This window comes from Algoriphagus sp. CAU 1675, from assembly GCF_029222925.1.
Taxonomy (GTDB): Bacteria; Bacteroidota; Bacteroidia; order Cytophagales; family Cyclobacteriaceae; genus Algoriphagus.
Genome location: NZ_JARHUI010000001.1, coordinates 477,100 through 500,084, shown reverse-complemented (window position 1 = coordinate 500,084; position 22,985 = coordinate 477,100). Strand labels below are relative to the sequence as shown.

General features: G+C 43.2%; 20 protein-coding genes. 7 read left to right on the top strand and 13 right to left on the bottom strand.

Features of this window, described 5'->3' with window-relative positions; all coding sequences use genetic code 11:
- Positions 1–7 precede the first annotated feature (7 nt).
- The 3 genes from recJ to P2G54_RS02245 are packed head-to-tail and all read left to right on the top strand — an operon-like array spanning position 8 to position 4,000.
- A complete protein-coding gene (gene recJ / locus P2G54_RS02255) occupies positions 8–1,732 on the top strand; it encodes a single-stranded-DNA-specific exonuclease RecJ (RefSeq protein ID WP_275867765.1) in 1,725 nt (574 codons plus the stop codon).
- 1 nt (position 1,733) lies between these two features.
- Positions 1,734–2,471: an LPS export ABC transporter ATP-binding protein gene (lptB, locus tag P2G54_RS02250; RefSeq protein WP_275867763.1), complete on the top strand. Its 738-nt coding sequence runs from the start codon at positions 1,734–1,736 to the stop codon at positions 2,469–2,471.
- Positions 2,471–4,000 (top strand): GH3 auxin-responsive promoter family protein, encoded by a 1,530-nt coding sequence (locus tag P2G54_RS02245; protein WP_275867761.1) that lies wholly within the window; start codon positions 2,471–2,473, stop codon positions 3,998–4,000. Before lptB ends, P2G54_RS02245 begins: the two co-directional genes overlap by 1 nt.
- Before the next feature lie 47 nt (positions 4,001–4,047).
- Here the strand turns inward: P2G54_RS02245 and P2G54_RS02240 are convergent, their stop codons facing one another.
- Both P2G54_RS02240 and P2G54_RS02235 read right to left on the bottom strand, forming a co-directional pair.
- The gene (locus P2G54_RS02240; protein WP_275867759.1) at positions 4,048–5,556 is read right to left on the bottom strand and encodes a peptidase S10; all 1,509 of its coding nucleotides are present in this window, start codon (positions 5,554–5,556) and stop codon (positions 4,048–4,050) included.
- 58 nt (positions 5,557–5,614) lie between these two features.
- Positions 5,615–5,953, bottom strand: a complete 339-nt coding sequence (locus P2G54_RS02235) for a tRNA-binding protein (protein WP_275867757.1) — start codon at positions 5,951–5,953, stop codon at positions 5,615–5,617.
- Positions 5,954–6,026: 73 nt separating this feature from the next.
- On the opposite strand from P2G54_RS02235, the gene P2G54_RS02230 reads away from it, so the two are divergent.
- Positions 6,027–6,374 (top strand): hypothetical protein, encoded by a 348-nt coding sequence (locus P2G54_RS02230; protein WP_275867755.1) that lies wholly within the window; start codon positions 6,027–6,029, stop codon positions 6,372–6,374.
- Positions 6,375–6,425: 51 nt separating this feature from the next.
- Here P2G54_RS02230 and P2G54_RS02225 read toward each other — a convergent pair whose 3' ends face one another.
- The 6 genes from P2G54_RS02225 to P2G54_RS02200 form a co-directional block, all read right to left on the bottom strand.
- Positions 6,426–7,160: a 1-(5-phosphoribosyl)-5-[(5-phosphoribosylamino)methylideneamino] imidazole-4-carboxamide isomerase gene (locus P2G54_RS02225; protein WP_275867753.1), complete on the bottom strand. Its 735-nt coding sequence runs from the start codon at positions 7,158–7,160 to the stop codon at positions 6,426–6,428.
- A gap of 162 nt (positions 7,161–7,322) precedes the next feature.
- A complete protein-coding gene (locus P2G54_RS02220) occupies positions 7,323–8,360 on the bottom strand; it encodes a YCF48-related protein (protein WP_275867751.1) in 1,038 nt (345 codons plus the stop codon).
- 10 nt (positions 8,361–8,370) lie between these two features.
- Positions 8,371–9,282 (bottom strand): TIM barrel protein, encoded by a 912-nt coding sequence (locus tag P2G54_RS02215; RefSeq protein ID WP_275867749.1) that lies wholly within the window; start codon positions 9,280–9,282, stop codon positions 8,371–8,373.
- Between the two features lies 1 nt (position 9,283).
- A complete protein-coding gene (locus tag P2G54_RS02210) occupies positions 9,284–10,597 on the bottom strand; it encodes a Gfo/Idh/MocA family oxidoreductase (protein ID WP_275867747.1) in 1,314 nt (437 codons plus the stop codon).
- A 19-nt stretch (positions 10,598–10,616) separates the two neighbouring features.
- The gene (locus P2G54_RS02205) at positions 10,617–11,573 is read right to left on the bottom strand and encodes an SUMF1/EgtB/PvdO family nonheme iron enzyme (RefSeq protein ID WP_275867745.1); all 957 of its coding nucleotides are present in this window, start codon (positions 11,571–11,573) and stop codon (positions 10,617–10,619) included.
- A 171-nt stretch (positions 11,574–11,744) separates the two neighbouring features.
- Complete coding sequence (locus P2G54_RS02200; RefSeq protein WP_275867743.1) at positions 11,745–12,401, bottom strand: DUF3365 domain-containing protein; 657 nt, start codon at positions 12,399–12,401, stop codon at positions 11,745–11,747.
- Between the two features lie 141 nt (positions 12,402–12,542).
- Here P2G54_RS02200 and P2G54_RS02195 point away from each other — a divergent pair, with 141 nt between their 5' ends.
- The gene (locus P2G54_RS02195; protein WP_275867741.1) at positions 12,543–15,356 is read left to right on the top strand and encodes a YCF48-related protein; all 2,814 of its coding nucleotides are present in this window, start codon (positions 12,543–12,545) and stop codon (positions 15,354–15,356) included.
- Between the two features lie 216 nt (positions 15,357–15,572).
- Entirely contained in the window at positions 15,573–16,811 is a 1,239-nt protein-coding gene (locus P2G54_RS02190; RefSeq protein ID WP_275867739.1) for a cystathionine gamma-synthase family protein, read from the top strand.
- Between the two features lie 19 nt (positions 16,812–16,830).
- On the opposite strand, the gene P2G54_RS02185 is transcribed toward P2G54_RS02190, so the two are convergent.
- A complete protein-coding gene (locus P2G54_RS02185) occupies positions 16,831–17,355 on the bottom strand; it encodes a GNAT family N-acetyltransferase (protein WP_275867738.1) in 525 nt (174 codons plus the stop codon).
- A gap of 85 nt (positions 17,356–17,440) precedes the next feature.
- Positions 17,441–18,517, bottom strand: a complete 1,077-nt coding sequence (gene prfA, locus P2G54_RS02180) for a peptide chain release factor 1 (RefSeq protein WP_275867736.1) — start codon at positions 18,515–18,517, stop codon at positions 17,441–17,443.
- A gap of 80 nt (positions 18,518–18,597) precedes the next feature.
- On the opposite strand from prfA, the gene P2G54_RS02175 reads away from it, so the two are divergent.
- A complete protein-coding gene (locus P2G54_RS02175) occupies positions 18,598–18,822 on the top strand; it encodes a Kazal-type serine protease inhibitor domain-containing protein (protein WP_275867734.1) in 225 nt (74 codons plus the stop codon).
- A gap of 35 nt (positions 18,823–18,857) precedes the next feature.
- On the opposite strand, the gene glmS is transcribed toward P2G54_RS02175, so the two are convergent.
- From glmS to P2G54_RS02160, 3 genes are all read right to left on the bottom strand, one after another.
- Positions 18,858–20,699: a glutamine--fructose-6-phosphate transaminase (isomerizing) gene (gene glmS / locus P2G54_RS02170; RefSeq protein WP_275867732.1), complete on the bottom strand. Its 1,842-nt coding sequence runs from the start codon at positions 20,697–20,699 to the stop codon at positions 18,858–18,860.
- A 122-nt stretch (positions 20,700–20,821) separates the two neighbouring features.
- Positions 20,822–22,219 (bottom strand): DUF4270 family protein, encoded by a 1,398-nt coding sequence (locus P2G54_RS02165; protein ID WP_275867731.1) that lies wholly within the window; start codon positions 22,217–22,219, stop codon positions 20,822–20,824.
- Entirely contained in the window at positions 22,146–22,958 is an 813-nt protein-coding gene (locus tag P2G54_RS02160) for a glycogen/starch synthase (RefSeq protein WP_275867729.1), read from the bottom strand. The genes P2G54_RS02165 and P2G54_RS02160 overlap by 74 nt, the downstream gene beginning before the upstream one ends.
- Positions 22,959–22,985: the final 27 nt, after the last annotated feature.

Sequence of the window (22,985 nt, the reverse complement as noted above, 5' to 3'; positions counted from 1 at the left end):
TAACCCTATGGAGTACGTCTGGAAAAAGAAACCAAAAGCCACTCAAGCCACTATTGAAAAATTGGGGAAAGAAATCAACGTGAACCCAATTTTGGCAAATATGCTAATCAATCGGGGGGTTGAGAGTTTTGACCAAGCCAAGGATTATTTCAGACCAAGCCTAAGCCAGCTGCATGACCCATTCTTAATGAAAGATATGAATGCAGCAGTGGAGAGGATAGAAAAAGCGGTTCAGGACGGAGAAAAAATCCTGGTCTACGGAGATTATGATGTAGACGGTACGACCGCAGTTGCTCTAGTTTACAGCTTTTTGAAGGGTTTTTATCCGGAAATAGATTTTTACATCCCGGACCGGTACAAAGAAGGATATGGGATTTCTGAAAGAGGAGTGCGCTTTGCCGCAGAAAATAATTTCGGATTGGTGATTGCCCTGGATTGTGGAATCAAAGCCATAGACAAAGTCAACCTGGCTACTGATTTGGGTGTGGATTTTATCATTTGCGACCACCATACTCCGGGTGAAGAGCTTCCCAATGCCATAGCTGTACTGGACGCAAAACGGGAGGACTGCAACTACCCCTACAAAGAATTAAGTGGCTGCGGAGTTGGCTTCAAACTTATTCAGGCTGTCGCCAAGCGCCGGGGAATGGATGAATCCGGTCTTTATCCTTATCTGGATCTTTTGGTTGTAAGTATTGCCGCCGATATAGTTCCGATCACAGGAGAGAACCGAATCCTTGCATATTATGGATTGGATCAGATCAACAATACCCCACGTCCAGGACTCAAGGCTTTGATCCTGAGAAGCAAAATCGAGAAGGAAATCGGAATTTCCGATATAGTATTTAAAATCGGTCCCAGAATCAATGCATCCGGAAGGTTGGAGCATGCTCAGGCTTCTGTGGAACTCCTAATATCCACTAATCTGGAGGAGGCTATTGAAAGGGCAAAACTGGTAGATGAGGTAAATGCTACTCGAAGAAACTTCGATGAAAACATCACCAAGGAGGCCTTTGAAATGATCGCAGAAAGAGAGGAAATGGCCGAATGGAACTCCACCGTTCTTTTCAAGGAAGACTGGCACAAAGGAGTGATTGGTATCGTGGCGAGCCGGTGTATAGAAAAATACTATCGCCCCACCATCATCCTGACAGAATCCAACTCTAAGGCAACCGGAAGTGCCCGCTCGGTGGTAGACTTCAATATTTATGAGGCCATAGCAGAATGCAGTGATTTGCTAGACCAGTTTGGTGGTCACAAGTATGCCGCCGGACTTACCCTTTCCGTGGACAATGTACCGGCCTTTCAGGCCAAGTTTGAAGAAGTGGTAAAAAGGAGAATTGAGGAAATTCATCGAAAGCCTGTCATCGAATTTGACGACGAGTTGCTTTTGGACCAAATCAATTATAAGTTCTACAATATTCTAAAACAGATGGCTCCTTTTGGTCCCGGGAACACTGAACCGATCTTCAGGATTTCCAATGTCTACGCCGAGGAAGTCACCGTATTGAAAGACAAGCACCTCCGGTTTAAAATTGTACAGGACGGGCAATTGACTACTCCGGTTTGTCTGGGCTTTGGAATGGCCGACCGAGCTAAGGATCCGGACCTTACCACTGTTAACATGCTCAGGGGAAAAATGCGTTTTGATATAGTTGTTGAATTGCGTGAGAATTTTTTCCGAGATAAAAGCAGTTTGCAACTTTATGTGAAAGACATCAAATTTGACTAAGATGAAACTCCGGGCAGAACATTTGGTAAAAATTTACAAAGGAAGACGAGTGGTCAACGATATTTCCGTCGAGGTCGAGCAAGGGGAAATCGTCGGACTTTTGGGACCGAATGGCGCTGGAAAGACCACCTCTTTCTACATGATTGTGGGATTGATCCAACCCAACGAAGGCAAGATTTTTCTGGAAAAAGAGGACATTACAAGTCTTCCCATGTACAAAAGGGCCAAATTAGGAATTGGGTACTTGGCGCAGGAAGCCTCCGTGTTTAGAAAACTTTCTGTGGAGGAAAACATCATGGCAGTGCTGGAAATGACCGACTTGCCTAAGCAACAACAAAAGGAAAAGGTTGACAGTCTTCTCGAGGAGTTTAGCTTGACCCATGTGCGGAAAAATCTGGGAATGGTCCTTTCGGGTGGGGAAAGAAGGCGGACAGAAATCGCCCGTGCTCTGGCAGTAGATCCCAAATTCGTTCTTTTGGATGAGCCCTTTGCAGGCGTAGACCCGATTGCGGTTGAGGAAATCCAAACCATAGTCGCCAAACTGAAGACCAAAAACATCGGGATTCTGATCACAGACCACAATGTCAACGAAACCCTTTCAATTACCGACAGAGCTTATTTAATGTTTGAGGGCAAACTACTAAAAGCTGGGACAGCAGAAGAATTGGCAGCTGATGAACAGGTAAGAAAAGTTTATCTAGGAAGCCATTTTGAGCTGAAACGTAAAGTTTTTAACTGATGGAAGTGCTTAACAGCTTCATGACCTGGATTTTTAAAAGCCGACTGGGTCAAATAGAGAACTTTAAGAAAAACCCCATTGAAGCTCAACAGGCAATTTTCAAATCCCTGTTGGAGGCTGGAAAGCGCACTGAATTTGGGAACGAATATGGTTTTTCGTCCATTCAATCCTATCAGGATTTTGCTCGGAAAGTTCCGGTTTTGGACTATGAAGGGATTCAGCCGTATATAGACAAGACTATGAAGGGGACACAAAATGTCCTTTGGAACACCGATATCGACTGGTTTGCCAAATCATCAGGGACCACCTCTTCCCGAAGCAAGTATATCCCGGTATCTCAGGAAAGCCTGGAAGACTGTCATTATAAAGGCGGAAAAGACATGGTATCTATCTATGTCAACAATTTTCCAGACTCCAAACTCTTTTCCGGCAAGAGCTTATCCATCGGGGGAGCCTTGGAAAAGAACCCTTTCAACCCACAGGGAAAAGCATCAGCTGGCGACATCTCAGCCGTAATTATGCAAAACCTTCCCATCTGGGCCCAATTTGTTCGGACTCCCTCCCTAGAAACTGCACTCATGCGAGAATGGGAAGCCAAAATTGAAAAAATGGCCAGGGAAACCATGGATGAAAATGTGGTCAGCATTGCCGGAGTCCCAACTTGGACCATTGTTTTGCTCCGCAAAATTCTGGAAATCAAAAAGGCCAAAAATATCCTGGAGGTTTGGCCAAATCTTGAAGTCTTCTTTCACGGAGCTGTAGCTTTTGGGCCCTATCGTTCCTTATTCCATGAGCTGATCCCTTCCGAAAAAATGCGGTATATGGAGACCTACAATGCCTCTGAAGGCTTTTTTGGTCTACAGGATCAGCCTGATTCTGACGAATTACTCTTGCTTTTGGATTATGGGATTTTTTATGAGTTCATTCCCATGGAAGAATGGGAAAAAGAAGATCCAAAAATCATCCCTTTGCAAGAAGTGGAAGCTGGAAAAAACTATGCTTTAGTGATCAGTACCAATGGTGGCCTTTGGAGATATAAAATTGGAGACACGGTACGTTTTACCTCGACCAGCCCTTATCGGTTCAAGATTTCGGGACGGACCAAGCATTTTATCAATGCCTTTGGAGAAGAAGTAATCGTGGAAAATGCGGAGAAGGCAATTCAATTTGCGGCGGAACAAACCCATGCCACCATTTCCAATTTTACCGCAGCCCCATTGTATTTTGACAAAACTGGTGCAAAAGGCGCTCACGAGTGGGTAGTTGAGTTTATCACTCCACCCGATGATCCACAGCTTTTCAACGAGATATTGGATAGGCATTTACGGGAAATCAACTCTGACTATGATGCCAAAAGGTATAAGGATCTGGCACTCCGGGAACCACTGGTTCACCATGCCCCAACTGGAATTTTTGAAAAATGGTTAGGGGGTAAAGGAAAACTCGGAGGACAACACAAAGTCCCCCGACTTTCGAACACCCGTGAATACCTGGAAGAAATCCTCCCTTTGTTGGACAGAAATTCCTAAACCACGGGATGGTTTAAAGATTCAGCCCAAAACAGGGAAGACCTACTTTATCTTTTCAAGACTCCATTCATAAAGCCTCGAATATCCTGGGCTAAACTGTCAAAATCCTCTTGCCGGTTGTACATCATATGGCCGGCTTCATAATAGTACATTTGGATGCGGTCCTGAGGAAAATCATATCTGGCAAAGGTAAACTCAGCATCAAAAAACGGAGTGATCAAATCATAATATCCGTTTGCCACCATTACCTTCATTTTAGGGTTGCGATGCATCACCTCACTTAATGCTCTTGCAGTACTTACAAAACTTGGCTCCCAATAGCGTCCATCAGGAACAGGCCTCCATCTCCAAGCCCCTCCAATCTGACTATTGGACGCCAGATAGGGCCGATCCATTTTCACCTTCAACCCGACATCGAGGTAGTGATTAAAAGCCGCGGTATAGGCCCCTTCGGTCATATAATCACTGGGATCCCCGAGTACTGGGCCTTCGGAAGCTTTGTCCGTCTCTTCCGAGGAAAATCTCCCATCCAAAGTCCCAATTGCTTTCCCCTCTTCCCTCAGCAATTCTTTTTTGAATCGGTGCATCTGGATCTGATTGTCCGAGCGCAGGATATAAGCCTTGTTCAAGCCTGTGAAATAGGCCAATTTCTCTGCTATCTCTTCATCTTTCTCCGGTGAATTCTTTGCCCCCAAATACAAATAGGGCAAATAGGTAGTATAAGCAAAATCACGTGCCTCGGCAGCAAATTCTGAAATGGATTTACCCTGACCGGCTTTTCCATGATATCTGGCAGTCACAGCCATAGCAGGAATATAGGTAAAGAAGGAAGTCAAATTATCCTCCCAAGAAGACGAGCCTTGATAATCCAAGGCCTGGGAAATCAAAATGATCCCGTTTAGGGCAACATGCTGGCCATCTCCCTCCAGTACCTCGGCTACCTTCGCTGCACGGGTGGTTCCAAAACTTTCCCCAGCTAAAAATTTGGGGGCCTGCCAACGCTGGTTTTTGCTGATCCAAATTCTGATAAACTGCGCGATGGAGTTGGCATCCTCTACCAATCCCCAATAGTCCTCATTTTTCCCCGCACCAAGCACCTGACTATATCCCGTACCAATTGGATCCACAAATACCAAGTCCGTGATATCCAAAAGGGCTGAAGTATTGTCCACAACCCTGTAAGGTGCGGCACCGTCATCTTCTTGTGCCTCAGAATCCACTTTGACGACTTTTGGGCCAAAAAATCCCATATGAAGCCAAATTGAAGCCGAACCCGGTCCTCCGTTGAAAATAAAGGTCACAGGACGCGAAGAGGGCTCTGCTCCATCTTTCAGATAGGCTGTACTCCAAAGGGAAGCTGCCACCTCACCTTTTGAATTCCGAAGGAAAGTCTCTTCCACCACAGACTTATAGTTGATCTTCTGATTATTGAAAGTTCCAGTATGGCTCGCCTCAAAGCGCTTGGGTTCAGGGATGACTTTTGTCGAATCCTGGGCAATAGCAGATTGGCCAAAAAGGCTTGAAAATAATAGACAAAGGAAAAGAAGGGATTTCATGATGCTGAAACTGATTGGGAGAAAATAAATTAAGACCCCTGAAGATAATTAGAAAACCTCAATGAAGCCTTGCTCCATTGGGAACCGGGCGTTCTACACCCGCCAGGACAATCCCTCCTTCTTCTGTCCCAAATCCTGTAATCAGAATCTCTGACATGAAGTCGGCAATTTGGCGCGGCTTAAAATTGACTACACAAATCACCTGTCTTCCGAGGAGCTCTTCAGGTTTATAAATTTGGGTGATTTGAGCGGATGATTTTTTTATGCCAATAGTTTCACCAAGGTCCACCCAAATTTTATAGGCTGGCTTACGGGCTTTCGCAAAATTCTCTACTTGAATAATTGTCCCCACCCTCAAATCAATTTTGGCGAAATCTTCCATGTCAATCGTTTGCATAGACAATTTTTTTACTATTTTTAGGAACCTTTTACAAACCTAAAAGTTAACCCTCAGCAATCCAATTACTGAAATGTTCAACAATTCATCATTTCCACTTAAAAAAATAGGCACTTGTGCAGTTGCTGTTTTGGGAATGTGCCTTTGGGCAGGAGATTCTTTGGCGCAGACTGAACAAGAGAAAGTAGAGTTCGAAAACCCAAGAGTTTTGGATCGACCTGTGGTTGAGGATCATACTACTTCCAATGAGGTAGTTATCCCGAAAGTTGTGACTCCAAAGCAAACTCCTCTTCCAATTAATTCAACTCCGATAAGAAGAGAAATTGTGATCAGCCCGGAAGGGAAAAAAGTTGAACCTGTTCCATCCACTTTGTCCTTTAATATTTTCCTTTACGTAGTGGACAAATTCAAAGCAGACTAATTTGTGTTTTCTTATATAACAATAAAAAAGAGGCAGTTTTGCCTCTTTTTTTTATATCTCCGCCAAAAAGGCCTGTAAGTCATCCAAACTGATCATTCCCTCATAATAAGCTCTTCCGAATACTGCGGAATGAACACCTATATCCCGGAGTTTTCTGAAATCATCTATGTTTCGAACTCCTCCACTTGCAGCCAAATGGATTGAAGGGAAGCGCTTCATGATTTCTTTGTACAATTCAAAATTTGGCCCTTCCATAACCCCGTCCCGACTGACATCCGAACACTTGAGGTATTTGAGCCCCCGCTCATAGAAAAACTCAATATGCTCGTACAGATCAATACTGGTTTTTTTCAACCATCCTCGGATTTTGATTTTATGATCGCTTGGATTGGTATCGGCAGCTAAATTAATTTTCTCCCTTCCGTAGGACATAATGAAACCTGCAAATCGCTCTGGATAATTTGCAGCAGCGGATGAAATAGTGACACTCTTAGCCCCAAACTCGAAGGACTTGATCACATCCCCATCCGTAGTGATTCCTCCAGTAAAGTCGATATTTAAATTTGTATAACCCGCAATGGCTTCCAGAATATGGTAGTTTTTGGGCTCTCCTCTTCTGGCACCATCCAAATCCACCAAATGGAGACGCTTTAGTCCAATAGACTCAAACCTTTGTGCAATCTCCAATGGATTGTTGGAAATCACCTCTTCTGTGGAAAAATCCCCTCTTTCGAGGCGAACACATTTCCCGTTGATGAGCCAAATTGATGGAACTATTTCAAACATTTTGAGACCGATTCTGAATATTCAAATAATCAATAAAATATACTTTCTCCTAAAGATAATACAGGGACTTACTATCCAAGCATCTCTGCTTTTAAAACTTTAGATTTTTTTGATAAAAAATTGTCTGGTCAGAAAAGTGCTTTCCAAACTCAAACTTCTTTTTTAATACTTCATTTTGGCTATTTTCCCTCCTCCTCCGGAAGCCCATATTGCCTTTCCATTATTGCTCAGCTTCACAGAATGAAAGCCTTCCTCGGATAAACTAAGCCAATTAAGCCCACCGTCTTTGGAAAAATCCCCTCCGGAAGGCCCAACTGTGATTACCCAATCCTGTTCGGGAAAATAGGCCACCCCGGACCTATAACCTTCTGGGGATTCCTGAGTTTGCAGCCAGGTTTTCTCTTTCCCATCAAAAAGTCCCAGATTTCCCTTCTTGGAATTCTCTTTTAAGAAATCTCCTCCAACTGCCACAATTCTTCCTTTTCCCAAACTGGTCAGCGCAAAAACTCCCTGGGAAGATTCTCCCTGAATCAAAGGGTTTTTTATCTTTTCCCAGCTTTTTCCTTTATCCGCTGAACTATACAGGGCTGAAAACGACCCCCCACTCCCCAGCCAAATTTGATCTCCCTCAGCCAGAAGAGAAGAAGCACTAGCGGCAAAGCCGGCCTCTCCTTCAGCTGCCTCCGGCAAAGAATCCAGAGACTTCCAGCTTTCTCCCTGATCCAGGGTCTCCAGAATCATCCATTTGCCGTCCACAGGATCACCGAATACATAGCCCCTGTTGGAATTAGCAAAAGAAATCCCATCCAGAAAAGCGGCTTTAGATTCCTGATGCTTTAATTCCCAGGTTTTACCCCCATCTGTGGTTTTGTAGATTACTGCTGGTTGACCGGCAGAGACTGCCACTGCCTTCTCGGCATCAAAAGCATAAATGGACCTGAAATCTACCGTATCCAAGCCGTCAATCACTCCAAACTCCCAGGATTTTCCTCCATCGATTGTTCGAAGCCAAGTGCCTCCGCTTCCACTGGCCCAGGCCACATCCTCATCCACTGGTGCAAGCCCCCTCAAGGAAGCTTTTACCGGAGCTTCAAATATTTCCCAGCCCGACGGAGCACTTGCTTTTCTTTTTACTTCGGCTTTTTGGCAGGAAAAAAGCGCTATCAAAACTGATAGCGCAAGGAGATTTTTTCGGATCATTGATTTTGGATTATGCAATATCAACCTTTCGGTAGGCCTCAATCAAGGCCATTTCTCCGTCTTTCCCAGGGAGGGCATTTCCGTGTTCCATTCCCAATATCCCCTTAAAGCCCTTCTCGTGAATGAACTTGAAGACATTGGAAAAGTTGACTTCTCCTGTTCCCGGCTCTTTTCTTCCGGGATTGTCACCGATCTGAATGTATGCTATTTCATCCCAGGTTTTCTCCATAGTAGCGATCAAGTTGCCTTCATTTCGCTGCATATGATAGATGTCGTACAGGATTTTGCAGGCTGGACTGTCCACAGCCTTACAGATCATATAACTCTGATCTGCATGCCGCAAAAACAGATCTGGATTATCACTCAAAGGCTCCAATACCATTGTCAAACCGTGAGGTTCAAATATTTCCGCCCCTCTTTTCAACGCTTCAATGACATTTCCTGTTTGTACTCCCATAGGCAACCTTCTTTCGAAATAACCAGGGACTACAGTCATCCATTTGGCATTTACCCGCTTGGCAACCTCCACCGATTTCCTACAAGTATCAAGAAAGGTGTCCAAAAACTCCTGCTTCCCGGTAGTCAAAGATACTTTCCAATTGTCCCCTCCATCCACAACAAATACTCCCATCCTCATGCCGAGTTGCTCCATGGTTTTGGCAATCAAGTTTTGATCTTCTACAGACCTTCCCAGCATGCCATTATCTTCCAATGAACGGAATCCCTGATCAGCCATAAACTTCAATTCATCCACAATTCCACCGGGAGCCGAATTTTTAAACATCCCGAAGTGGGGTGCAAAGTCCATTTTGAATGCCGATGCCTTTCTTTCTTCTGCAAAAGCAGGAAACCCCGCAGCTCCTGAAAGTCCAAATACGGCACTTCCTAAGCCAATATTTTTGATAAATCCTCTTCTTTTCATCTTAGATCACTTTTGTTTTTCCGGGAATTGCATGTGGATAATAACCCTCCTCATTTGGAAGGATTTTAGGCATTGCATCCCAAGCTAGGGTCTCTGGGAACAGGTCCACCGTTCCATTCAGTGCCTCATCCCAAGTCAATACTTTTCCGGAATAGGTTGCGTATCTACCCATGATTGCTGTCATGGTACTTTTTGCCGCATTTTCAGCATCTGCAAATTTGTATTCCCCTTTGACTATAGCAGCCCAAAGCTCATCATGCTCTTGTTGATAAGGATTAGGATTATTATCACGGTTGTGGGTATAAATAGCATTACCCTTCCAATCAGTAATATTTCCGTGGTTTCCAGCACTTAGATACACTTTCCCCTTAGATCCTTGGAAACTTTCATCCACTCTATTGGTAGCACCCGGAAAATGGCGGCATTCGCTGTGGATAACAGAACCATCTGCATAGGTAAAAGTCAAAACATGATGATCGAAAATCTCCCCGTGATCTTTTCCTGTACGTACCAATCGTCCACCCGTACCTTCTGCTTTCACAGGGTAGCTTTGCTTCACCCAGTTGGCAATGTCGATATTATGGACATGCTGCTCAGTGATATGGTCCCCACAAAGCCAGTTGAAATAATACCAGTTTCTCATCTGGTATTCCATTTCAGTCTGTTCCGGTTTACGTTCCCTTACCCATACGCCACCATCATTCCAATAGACCTGTCCACCAATAACATCTCCTATAGCTCCATCATGAATCCGCTTGATGGTTTCTCGGTAATTGTTTTGATAATGCCTTTGTAGACCAACGACCACATTCAGCTTTTTGGCTTTCGCTTCTTCAGCAGCTGCCAATACTCTCCGGATACCGGCAGCGTCTGTAGCTACTGGCTTTTCCATAAAAATCTGCTTCCCCTGCTTCACGGCCTCTTCAAAATGGGAAGGTCTGAAACCTGGAGGGGTAGCGAGTATTACTACATCAGCTTCGGCTATGGCATGCTTGTAGGCATCAAAACCCACAAATTTCCGATCTTCTGGAACATCCACCTTTTCCGCTCCATATTTATCCAGAATAGGCTTCAAACTATTGTCAAGGCGATCCCTGAAAGCATCTGCCATGGCTACTAACTTGATGGGATGCCCAGTTTCAAATGCCTGGAAAACCGCTCCGGTTCCTCTTCCTCCACAACCAATCAAGGCAAGTTTAAGATGGTTTTCAGGCGCAGCATAAGCTCCGGGAACAATAAAGGGAGAAGTCAGCATGCCTCCCGTAACAAGAGCGGAGGTTTTGATAAAATCTCTGCGGGAATTCTGGTTTTTCATAGGTAGGTTGATTTTAGGGTTAATAATCGTCAATTGGTGAAGCTGTATAATATGCTTTTATTTCTTCTGGACTTGGAGGATTCAGGGGACGGACCAATCTCAATCCTAAAAATGGAGCTTCTGGGAACCACCATTGGCTTTTTGGAATCTGGGGATCGATCTGCTTCCATTTTGGGTCACTCACGAATCTTTTGGAAGAGCTGATTTCATCAGCGCCATGCTTAAAACTTCCTCCACGCACTACGCGCGGATATAATTTTAGCGATGGATTGGATGGATTCTGTCCCGGAGAGTCCTGATAAAATGTAGGATCATATTGGTCGGAGGTCCATTCCAAGACATTTCCATAAATATCATATAGGCCCCAAGGATTCGGCTTCTTTTGTCCGACCTTCTGGGTACTTTCTGGTGAATTTTCCTTGGTCCAGGCATATTCTACCAATTCAGCTTCATTTTCCCCAAAGAAAAACCTGGACTCAGACCCTGCCCTAGCGGCATATTCCCATTCTGCTTCTGTGGGAAGTCTGTAAAAAATCCCGGTTTTCAGATAGAGCCAATGGCAATACTGAATAGCACCGTACTGGGTCATCCCTATGGCCGGTTTGTCTTCCTTTCCCATCCCAAAAGTCATATCCAGATATGGGATACTGGGACGGGTAAGTCCGTCTACTATTTCCCCAATCGGTCCCTCAGAAATTGCCAATTCGTAATTTTTGTCAAGAAAAAGTTCGAATGCATCCCAGGTTACTTCATGAGTTCCCATCCAAAACGGATCCAGTTTTACCGCATGTTCAGGTTGTTCATCTTGATTTTTGCTGGAGTTAGATCCCATAGTAAAAGATCCTCCGGGGATAGGAGCCATGTCAAATGTGACCTGGGTTCCGGGAATCTTTTGTGTATAAGCTTGAAAAACAGACTGCTCTACTTGGAAAGCAGGTAGCAAAAGCGTCAGGATTATGGAAAGTTTCTTAATCATAGGTTTCCTTAAATTAATTGTCTGAAGTGGTTTTTAAAGGAAGTAGTTGATAAACGGTCAAACCATGCTGCTTTGTCTGAAATAGTAGCTTGTTGCCAGTCTTTGCGATGGAATTCATTTATTCGCAAAAAAACCTTTGTTAGAAAACAAGAAAATAAAAAAATATTTGATTCACATCCGCTTTACCACTTCTCTTTTTGGAATTCTAATGGACCACATCCCCCGAAGGTCTCCAACTTTGTGACCTTGGGCCTTATCTTCAGGATAAAGAGAATTGACTTTTTCCAAGGTTGCAGGTTCAATGTCCTTTTGCGGATCCCCATGGCAGCTCAGACAAAATCCCACTGGGATTAAAATGGCTCTTGTATATAAAAATGTCTCGCCCCCTTGGATCTTCTGAATATTGGGTTCTGATTCGATTTGATTCTCCACATTATATTCATACGCTTCCAGGATAGGCTTTTCATCTTCGTCAGGCTGGTCGGCAGGATTTCGGTAGCGATTGGATGCCCGGCGAATTTCTATTCCATATTTCTGCCCAACTTCCTTTAGGATTGGGGTGGCTTGAACATTACAAAACTCAATCGCCCCTGCCACACCTTTCTCTGCAATGGCTTTTTGAAGATTGGAAACCAGTTGCTGCTGGGCTTCCATACTTATGGAATCCCCCCAAATCAATGCTTCCTCGATGATTTCTGCTTCCGAAAGTTTCTTCACCTCCATTGCCTGATTTACCTCCTCAAATACATCTTTGGAGACTTGTTCCCTAGGCCCACAAGAACCAAAAACCACAAGGACGACAATAAAATGGATTAGAGATTTATTCATTGGAGTGGAAGATTTGTTAATTAAAGCTACAAATCAGAATTCATTTTTGCATGATTTAGTCGAATCTTCTGAACCCTAATTCATCTACACTTTGAGAAGCGATGAAATCCTTTATTTTTGTTAAACCAACCCAAATTTCAAATGAAAAAAACCCTGGGTCTTCTTTTTCTGTCTTTCATTTTTTCAACAGTAAGTTTTGGACAAACCTGGACCCGAATGCAAAGTTGGGGCCTGGATCTTGAGACAGTCTACTGGGTAAATGATACTTTGGCTTTTGCTGGAGGTGAAAACCTGCTTATCCGTACTGGTAACAGTGGGGTCGATTGGGAAGAGCTTTCTTATACCTTAGAAAAGAGGGTATTGTCCATTGCCTTTTGGGATGATCAATTTGGAATAGCAGTGGGAGAATCTGGCCTGATTCTCAAGACCTCCGATTCTGGAAAAACCTGGGAATTGAAAACTTCAGGTTTAACCTCGGACTTCTATTCCGTAGCCTTCTCGGATCAAAATTCAATATTAATCACCGGAAAAGAAGGTAAGATTATCCATTCCGAAGATGCTGGAGAAACCTGGACATCGGTTACTTCGGGATTAATAACATCGCTTCATGAGCTCCATTTTTACAATTCAGACACTGCTTTTTTGGCGGGTGCAAACGGAAGAATTCTAAGAAGCCAAGACGGTGGTCGAAGCTGGAGACTCATGAACAGCGGGACCACAAAAGATTTAAATGGCATTGCCTTTTCATCCCCCCTAGTGGGTCATGCCGTGGGTAACGGAGGATTGATCATCCAATCCACAGATGGAGGGCAAACTTGGAAACCTATCAGTTCAGGGGTTTCAACCAATTTGAAAAAAGTGGCAGTAAGCCCCCTGGACACTAGAATAGTTACAGTTGTTGGAGATGAAGCAACTGCAATTCGATCCACTAATTCAGGAGCAAGTTTTGGGAAGGTTAATTTAGGAACAGGAAATACCAGAAACCTTACGGATGTACATTATAGACCGGGTACTAACCAGCTATTGGTTACCGGACAAAACGGATACCTCGTTTATTCTACCAATGGGGGAGGTTCCTACTCCCAAAGGCTTGCCGGAATCCGAAACAGATTTTCAACAGCAGATTTTAAATCCAACCGTGTCGGATTTATTGGAGGAGAAAACGGTGCCTTTTATGTCACCTCCAATGCAGCCCTAAGCTTGGTTAGCAGGCCACTTCCAGAGCCATTGGATATCGTGGGAATGAACTTTTGGAATACTGGGTTTGGCTATGTATCCGGGGAAGGAGGAAAAATCTACAGAACAAGCAATACCGGATCCAGCTGGGTCAATTCTTCGATTTCGACCCCAAACCAAATCAACGGAATGTACCTTTTCGCTCCATCGATTATTTACGTTGCCGGAAATGGGGGCTTCATTTCCCGTTCATTTGACACTGCTCTCACGTGGGATTTGTCTTTACAATCGAACACGAGTGAAAACCTGAAAAACTTAATCTTCTTCGATAATCAATACGGAATTGCCATCGGAGAAAATGGGCAGCTTTCCTGGTCGGATGGTGGGGCTGTTTGGGAAACCATTCCCCAATTCACAACTGAACACTTAAATGCTCTTGCCAAGCTCAATGCAGATCAAGCAATTGTAGTCGGGAATCAAGGGACGATATTCAAAACCGAAGACAAAGGAAGAACATGGCGACAAATCAATTCCGGAACAAAGGAAGACCTCCTCTCGGTAGATTTTTTCGGAGCAGATGGAGGGTATATTTCGGGGAAAAATGGAATCACCCTGGGAAGTAATAACGGAGGAGAAGACTGGGAATTCTTTGACAGCGGAACCAGCAGAGACTTGATCAGCATCAGTACCGGTACTCTTAATTCTGCCTTTGCTGTAGGTGAGGATGGAACCATACTCAGGTTCATTTGCGAAATTCCAAGTGGACTCAGTCAAATTTCCGGGCCTACTTCTAGTTGCTTAGACACCCAAACCTATACAATACCAGATTCAAATCTTCCAAATTCAAAATTAGTTTGGAGAGTTGACGGAGGGGAAATTGTGTCTGGTCAGGGAAGTAATGAGGTTGAAGTTTTATGGACCCGAACCGGTAGACAAGGGATATTTGTCAGTAGAAGTAATTTCTGTGGAGCAGGAGAAACCTCATATATGGAAGTGATAGTCAGCGACATACCTCCCTATGGTTTAGAGATAGAGGGGAACGCATCCGTTTGTGAAACCAAAGAAGCGACATTTAGCCTTCCAAATTTGGAGGGAGTGAATTATACTTGGCAAGCTACTGGAGGAGAAATTGTTGCCGGACAGGGAACCTCGGAGGTAACGGTAATATGGAATGAACTTGGACTTCAAACCTTGACGGCATTGCCTCAAAATGTATGTGGTGAAGCTGAATTGATTCAGCTAACAATTTTTGTCAACGAATTACCAGAGGCACCTGGAGAAATTGATGGGGAATCTATCCTTGCTCCGGGAGAGAGTTTTTACCAAATTGAAACCGACCCTACACTGACTTACAAATGGACGATTATCGGTGACGGAGCTCGCATTGTGGAGGGACAAGGAACCGGGACAATCCGAGTTTTGTGGGAAAAAGAAGGAGATTACGAACTTCAAGTCAGAGCACAAAACACCTGTGATTTTGGCCCCGCCAGGATACTCCCAGTTATTGTTAGTTTGGTTACAGCTTTGGAGCCAGATCCAGATTTGAAGAATTTGAAAATTTACCCGAACCCAAGCCAAGGTCAACTAACTATCGAATCCAGCTCCCTTTCCCAATGGTCCCGATTTGAATTACTGAATTCATTGGGACAAATCTTGATTGCCAATCCAATCAATCAAGGACAGACCTCCATTGAACTCAGTGAGTTACCTAGAGGAATTCTTTTTGTACGATTAATTGGCCAAAAGAGCCAAACTGTAAAAAAAGTAGTCGTGAAATGATTTTTTTGAAAAAATCATCAGACAAATGAAGTCAAAGGCAAGGCTTCAAAACCTCCTCTTAATCGAAATTTTATTTGGTAAGTCAAGAATTTAATCCTGTTTATTCTAAATTCTCCAAATTAAGCCCTGTTCTTTAATTTCGCTCCAAATTTCCTTAGGATTCAAAGGTTGACAATCCCATATCTTTTGCGGTGATTTGGAAAAAAATACCCAAGTATGACTATGAAATCCTTTCATCCGGAAAGCTTGATGATGTCTTATGGCTATAAGCCTGAGCTTTCAGAAGGAGCCGTAAAATGTCCCATCTTTCAGACATCCACCTTTGTTTTCAAAAATGCCCGTGAAGGCAAAGATTTCTTTGAACTAGCTTATGGGAAAAGGGAAAAATCACCAGGTGAACAGCCTGGACTGATCTATTCCCGACTGAATAATCCAGACCTTCAGATTTTGGAGGAACGCTTGTCTCTATGGGACGGAGCAGATGAATGTGCAGTTTTTGAAAGTGGGATGTCCGCCATTTCTACCGTTTTATTGGAATTTTTGAGACCAGGAGATGCCCTTCTTTACAGCATGCCTGTTTATGGTGGAACAGATCACTTTATCAATAAGGTCCTGCCCCAATATGGAATAAAAGGAATAGGTTTTACAACTTCGGATTCTGAAGAAGACGTTCTCAAAAAGGCCGAAGGACACAGGGTGAAACTGGTCTATGTGGAAACGCCTGCCAACCCAACCAATGCCCTATTTGACCTTGCTCTATGCAAAAAGATCGCTGATCAACTTGCGAAAGATTCTGGGGAGGTTCCCTTGGTAGTTGACAATACTTACATGGGTCCACTTTGGCAACACCCATTAAAGCATGGTGCTGACCTAGTCATGTATTCCGCTACCAAATACATTGGGGGGCATTCAGATCTGATCGCCGGGGCTGTTTTGGGCAAATCAGACCTGATGAAAAGGGTTCGGACACTTCGGACTTTCCTGGGGAATATGGCTGGACCTTGGACAGGATGGTTGCTCATGAGAAGTTTGGAAACACTCAAAGTCCGAATGAACCAACAGGCTAAAAATGCTGCAAAAGTTGCGGATTTTCTGGCTTCACACCCAAAGGTGGAAAAAGTATATTACCTAGGACATTTAAAGGAAGGGGACCCTCAGTATACTATTTTCAAAAAGCAACTGAGCAGTGCAGGAGCCATGGTGTCTTTTGATATCAAAGGAGGAGAGGAAGAAGCTTTCCAGTTTTTGGATAATCTAAAGTTATTTAAGCTTGCAGTGTCTTTGGGAAGTACCGAATCCCTGGCAGAGCATCCGGCTACCATGACCCACAGTGATGTGAGCGAGGAAGACCGTAACCTTTTGGGAATTTCAGAGAAACTAGTCCGTCTCTCAATAGGGGTCGAACATCATGAAGATTTAATCTGGGACATTCAAACTGCCCTGGAAAAAGTTTAAAAATAAAAGAGGCGGGGAATTATTCCTCGCCTCTGATTTTTACATACTGAAATAAGTCACCGACAATTCCTCTTTTAATAAAACCATTTTTTAGGATGGCTTCGGGTATATATCCAGCCTTTTCGAGGACGCTCATGGATTTTCCATTATAATCATAGACTTGGGCAAACACTCGTTGGACATCGAATTTTTCAAAAAGGTATTCGGTAAAGAGTCGGACTGCTTCCGTAGCTATTCCCTTTCCCCAGAATGGTTCTCCAATCCAAAAGCCCATTTCCATATTGGTTCGAAGTTCATCCTTGCCTCTTTCCGACCCAATGGCTCCCGCCAACTTCCCTTCAAACTCAATCGCAAAATTCTGAGCAGGATTGAACTTCTGATTATGTTCAATCCAATGACGGGCATCATGAATCGTGTAGGGCTGGGGAAAACTATCCCTGAGATTCATCGCTATTTTGGGATTGTTGGCAAGAGGATAAAGTTGATGAAAATGCCTTTCGCACCAAGTTTCCAAACAAATCCCTCTTTCTCCGGAAATATTCATAGGCAGTTGAAAATTAAGCAATCAAGTTAGCAGAACCGATGAAGATTCCGCGAAAATCCAAAAACTATTATGCAAATAACAGGCCTTAATCTTCCAATCCAGAGCTCTGCATCTTTTCTAGGTTGTCTGCCATTCTAAGTGCAGAAATAAATTCACCGATATGCCCGTCCATTACCTCAGGTAAATTGTAAACCGTCTTGTTGATTCTATGATCGGTGACTCTGGACTGTGGATAATTATAAGTTCTGATTTTATCAGATCTATCACCACTTCCAACCATGGATTTTCTTTGAGCTCCTACTGCCTCATTATGTTTAGCCAGTTCCATTTCATACAATCGGGACCGCAAAACTTTCAAGGCTTTTTCAAAGTTTTTGATCTGAGATTTTTCATCCTGACAGGTCACCACCACTCCAGTTGGAATATGCGTCAGTCGGACTGCAGAATAGGTGGTGTTTACAGACTGACCACCCGGACCTGAAGAACAGTACGTGTCTTTCCTGATGTCATTCATATCCAGATGAACCTCCACTTCATCCATTTCCGGCAAGACAGCCACAGTAGCCGCAGAGGTATGGACTCTGCCTTGGGACTCTGTGGCTGGTACACGCTGAACACGATGTACTCCTGATTCATATTTCAGCATCCCATATACATCAGCTCCCGAAACTGTAGCGATAATTTCCTTGTAGCCTCCCGCAGAACCAAATGTCAAATCCAAAACTGTCAATTTCCAACCCTGCATTTCACAGAAACGCTCATACATTCTAAATAAATCTCCTGCAAAAATTGCCGCCTCATCCCCTCCGGTTCCACTTCGGATTTCAAGAATACAATCCTTGGAGTCATTGGGATCTTTAGGAATTAAAAGTTGCTTCAATTCCTCTTCAAAATTTTCCTTCTTATCCTTCAGCTCTTCCAATTCGGCTTTCGCCATATCGCGGAAATCCTGATCTTTTTCTTTATCGAGGATTTCCTTGGTGGACTCAATGTTCTGCAAGACCAACCTGTACTCATCATACACCTGTACGATTTTTTCAAGATCCTTATATTCCTTGGTCAGCTTGGCATATTTGCTCATATCTGACATGGAGTCCGGCTGTATGATCAATTGACCTACTTCCTCGAATCGATCTTTAATGGTTTGTAATTTGTCTAGCATACTGTTTTCTTACTGGGCAAAAATAGTGAAATTCATGGGAGGAATACGCCGTTTAGAATTTCAAACTCATCCAACCACCTATGAAAAAACTAGTATTGATATTCATGATAGCATTTTTGGGATTTTCATGCCAAGATGAACCAGCCAACAATTGCTTTGACAAGGATCTAATTGACTTTTCGACTGGCTGTGCTGCAGTCTATGACCCAGTGTGCGGTTGTGATGGGCAAACCTATTATAATGCCTGCTATGCGAAATCAAGTGGCCTAAAAAGCTGGGGCCAAGGGGAATGCCTGAATAATTAATTAAAAAAGGCCCCTAAAGAGGCCTTTTTTAATGTTTATTCCACAGTAACAGACTTGGCTAGATTTCTAGGTTGATCCACGTTACATCCTCTCATTACAGCGATATGGTAAGACAGAAGTTGCAATGGAATCACAGAAACCAAAGGCACAAATGCCTCATGTGTTTGAGGGATCTCGATTACGTGATCGGCCATATCCCGGACCTGGGTATCCCCTTCCGTAACAACAGCGATCACTTTCCCTTTCCTTGCCTTCACTTCTTGAATATTGCTGACAACTTTTTCATAGGAACTATCCTGAGTAGCAATGAAAATTACCGGCATCTCCTCATCTATCAATGCAATTGGACCATGTTTCATCTCCGCAGCAGGATATCCTTCAGCATGGATATAGGAAATCTCTTTTAACTTCAGAGCTCCCTCTAAGGCAACTGGGAAATTATACCCCCTACCCAAATAAAGCGCATTGCTTACATCTTTGTATTCGCCTGCGATATACTGGATTTGATCATTACTCTCAAGTACTTTCTCAATCTTGGAGGGAACGGCTTCAAGTTCATGTAAAAGTTTTAGATACTCACTTTCTGACAAGGTTCCTCTTTGATAGCCGAGTTTCATTGCCATCATTGCTAAAACTGAAATCTGGGCAGTAAAAGCTTTAGTAGATGCTACCCCAATTTCTGGACCTGCATGGGTATAAGAGCCGGCATGAGTGGCTCTTGGAATAGAAGAACCTACCACATTACAAACCCCAAAAATGGTGGCTCCCTTAGACTTAGCCAATTCAATGGCAGCCAGAGTATCCGCAGTTTCTCCGGATTGGGAAATTGCAATCACAAAATCACGCTCATTGATTACGGGATTTCTATATCTGAACTCAGAGGCATACTCTACCTCCACAGGTATTCGGGCAAATTCTTCAAACAAGTATTCCGCAACTAAACCTGCATGCCAGGAGGTACCACAGGCAGTGATAATAATCCTATCGGCATTTTGGAATTTATTCATGTAATCCCTTAGCCCTCCAAGAACCAATCTGCCTGACTTGGAATCAAGTCTTCCACGTAGGCAATCCGCTATGGACTTGGGCTGCTCGTAAATTTCTTTGAGCATAAAATGCTCAAAACCGCCCTTTTCTATCGCTTCAAGCTCCATCTCCAACTGGTTGATGTAGGGGTTGGTTTCCACATTTTCGATGGTCTTGATCTGAAGATGATTGTTTCTGATCACAGCGATCTCATAATCATCCAGATAGACAACCTTATTGGTATACTCAATGATTGGAGTTGCATCCGAAGCAAGGAAATATTCATTTTCTCCAACTCCAATAACCAGAGGTGAACCTTTTCTGGCTGCGATCAAGGTGTCCGGTTCTTCTTTATTGATCAATACGATGGCATAAGCTCCTACAACTTTGTGCAGAGCCAAGCGCAAAGCCTCTTCCAGAGTGCATTGATTATGCTCTTGGATATCTTCAATAAACTTGATGAAAACCTCTGTATCAGTTTCCGATTGAAAGGTGTATCCCTTTTGAAGTAAGTCTTTTTTTAATACTTCGTAATTCTCAATAATCCCATTATGGATCATTGCGAGTTTTTCGGACGCCGAATAATGAGGGTGGGCATTTACATCATTGGGTTCTCCATGGGTAGCCCAACGCGTATGGCCGATTCCGATTTTGGATTTGATTTCCCCGTTGGACTCCAGAAAGTTTTCCAATTCAGAAACTTTCCCCTTCTTTTTGTAAATACTAAGACCCTTTCCGTCTAGTAAGGCGACACCTGCACTATCATACCCACGGTATTCTAGTCTTCTAAGTCCCTTGATAATTATGGGCAACGCTTCCTGTTGCCCAACATATGCAACAATTCCACACATATTGAAAAATTAGTAACAGTTGGTTATACTTTGACAAATAAACACTATTCATGCCAAAAAAAAGAACCCACTTTCTTAAAATTTCAAAGTGGGCTCTAGCTTATTTTATGAAATCGATTGAATTAGCTCGTTTTGGAGTAAATCACTCGAACTTTAATTTTCCCTTTATTGACGACCATTTGCTTTAATGATTTCTTGAAATCATCTCCCGGTAAATCCGGAGTGTTTGCATAAAGTAACCAATCCTTTCTCAGAAGTTCATTTCTAAAAAGCGCATTGACATGAGAAGTAATGGGAACGATATACTTTTTAGATTCCGAATCAAAAGAGGCAATGGCAGGAGCACGAATTACCGGTTCTTTAGCTCCATCCTCGTTCACAATTTCGGTCTGAGGCTGTCCATCTCTCTGCACAGTCATTGGTTGATTATCACTTGAGCGATACAAAATCTGGTTTGTATCATCCGTAAAATACATCACAAAGAATGCCGGTGGATTTTGTCCTTCAGGAACTTCATTAATCTCTCCGATTTCGAACGTCGCATTATTGAAAGTGACACCAGATAAGGTATCCAAAAAAGCATCAAAAGGGGACGTATCTATTTTAATGGTCAGACCCAAGTTGGACTTTAATCCTACAAATTCCCCAGTACTGTAGCTTTTACTCCTTTCTGTGACAACACTTGTGGGAGTGCCTGATCGATCACTTACCACTCCATTGAAAGATCTTGATGAGGCAGTTGTAATCTCATAAAGGGTAGAAACGGTATCTCCTTCGTTATGGTAATAGGTGAATATGCCTGTATTAAAACCAAGATTTACACCAATTGTCGTATTATCCCCCTCGCGTGCTTTTACAGCAATTCCCGGAAAATATTCCCTGAATTTAAATAGGTCGTCAAATTCATTACCCCTTTTCATCTTGCCGAAGATTTCCTCTGCAAAGGCTTCTTCTACCAGAAAAGTAAGTGTAGTATCCTTGGTTTCTCCAAATTCCACTTCTGAAGAAGAAAACGGTGCCTCCTCATAAGCCAGCGAGTTAAAATTATAGTACAGAGTGTCCAATAATGGCTCCGTTAGCTTGTGGATAGAATAGAATTTTGGCTCCTCGAGATTTTGTCCGTTGACACTCACCACATCTAGTTTGAAAAATATCGAATCTAGAATGGCGTTTAGTCCGGGACGGTCATCCGCCTGGTCTATATACACACGGGAAAACCCGGTACCAGAAGTCTTTCCGAAATAGGAGTCTACTTCTTCTCCAATTACCAATACGCTTTGGTTAGTAGTATTGAAGGAGTCCAACAAAACCACTTCGGCCGGCAATTCGAAATCCACGAAGGAAACCCCAATTTGGTTGTTACCGGGAGTCAATTCGATGCCGACCCTAGCAGGGTCAGAGCAAGAACTAGATAAAATTAGGGACAAGAGGGCCACAAAGGCCAATTTAGCCGGCAAGACTGGTGTAAATGCCGTAGAGCTCTTCGTGAGCTTGTTCTTCTGCTTCAATGCTGATTTCAAACTTCTTGTCTTTAGAGAAATCCTCGATTAGTTGGTTTAATTCTTCAGAGACTTCGCTGCCTTTAACAACCATATCTGCATATTCCATACCCATACGGATAAAGCCTTCGAAGTCTTTGCTTTTCAAAGGTGCTAAAATAGTGTCATCTATGTCCACCATCTTAACCTTGTTTAACAAATCGTCGCCAAAGGTATGAGAAAATCCGTTGTTGTAAATCGCAAATACAGATTTAGTGTCCTTAAAAAGTGGCTCGTTCTTATAAGTGGTCTTTAAATACATCGGGATCAGGGAAGTCATCCAGTCATTGCAATGAACAATATCTGGAGCCCAACCCAATTTCTTAACTGTCTCAATTACACCTTTACAGAAGAATATGGCTCGCTCATCATTGTCTTCATAAAACCTCTGCTGCTTGTCATGAAACACGCTCTTTCTCTGGAAGTAATCTTCATTGTCAATGAAATAAACCTGCAATTTTGCATTAGGAATAGAAGCAACCTTAATCACCAAAGGCTTTTCTTCTTCACCAACTGCAATATTGATACCTGACAATCTAACCACTTCGTGAAGCCTGTTTTTCCGCTCGTTAATCAAACCAAACCGAGGCACCAAAATCCTGATTTCCATTCCACGCTCTTGCATGGCTTGAGGAAGAGATCTTAAGAAATTGGCTACTTCTGAAGTTTGGAGAAATGGGTTGATTTCACTGGCAACGTAGAGGATACGTAATTTAGACATGCTATGTAATTTTAATTTGAAGTGATA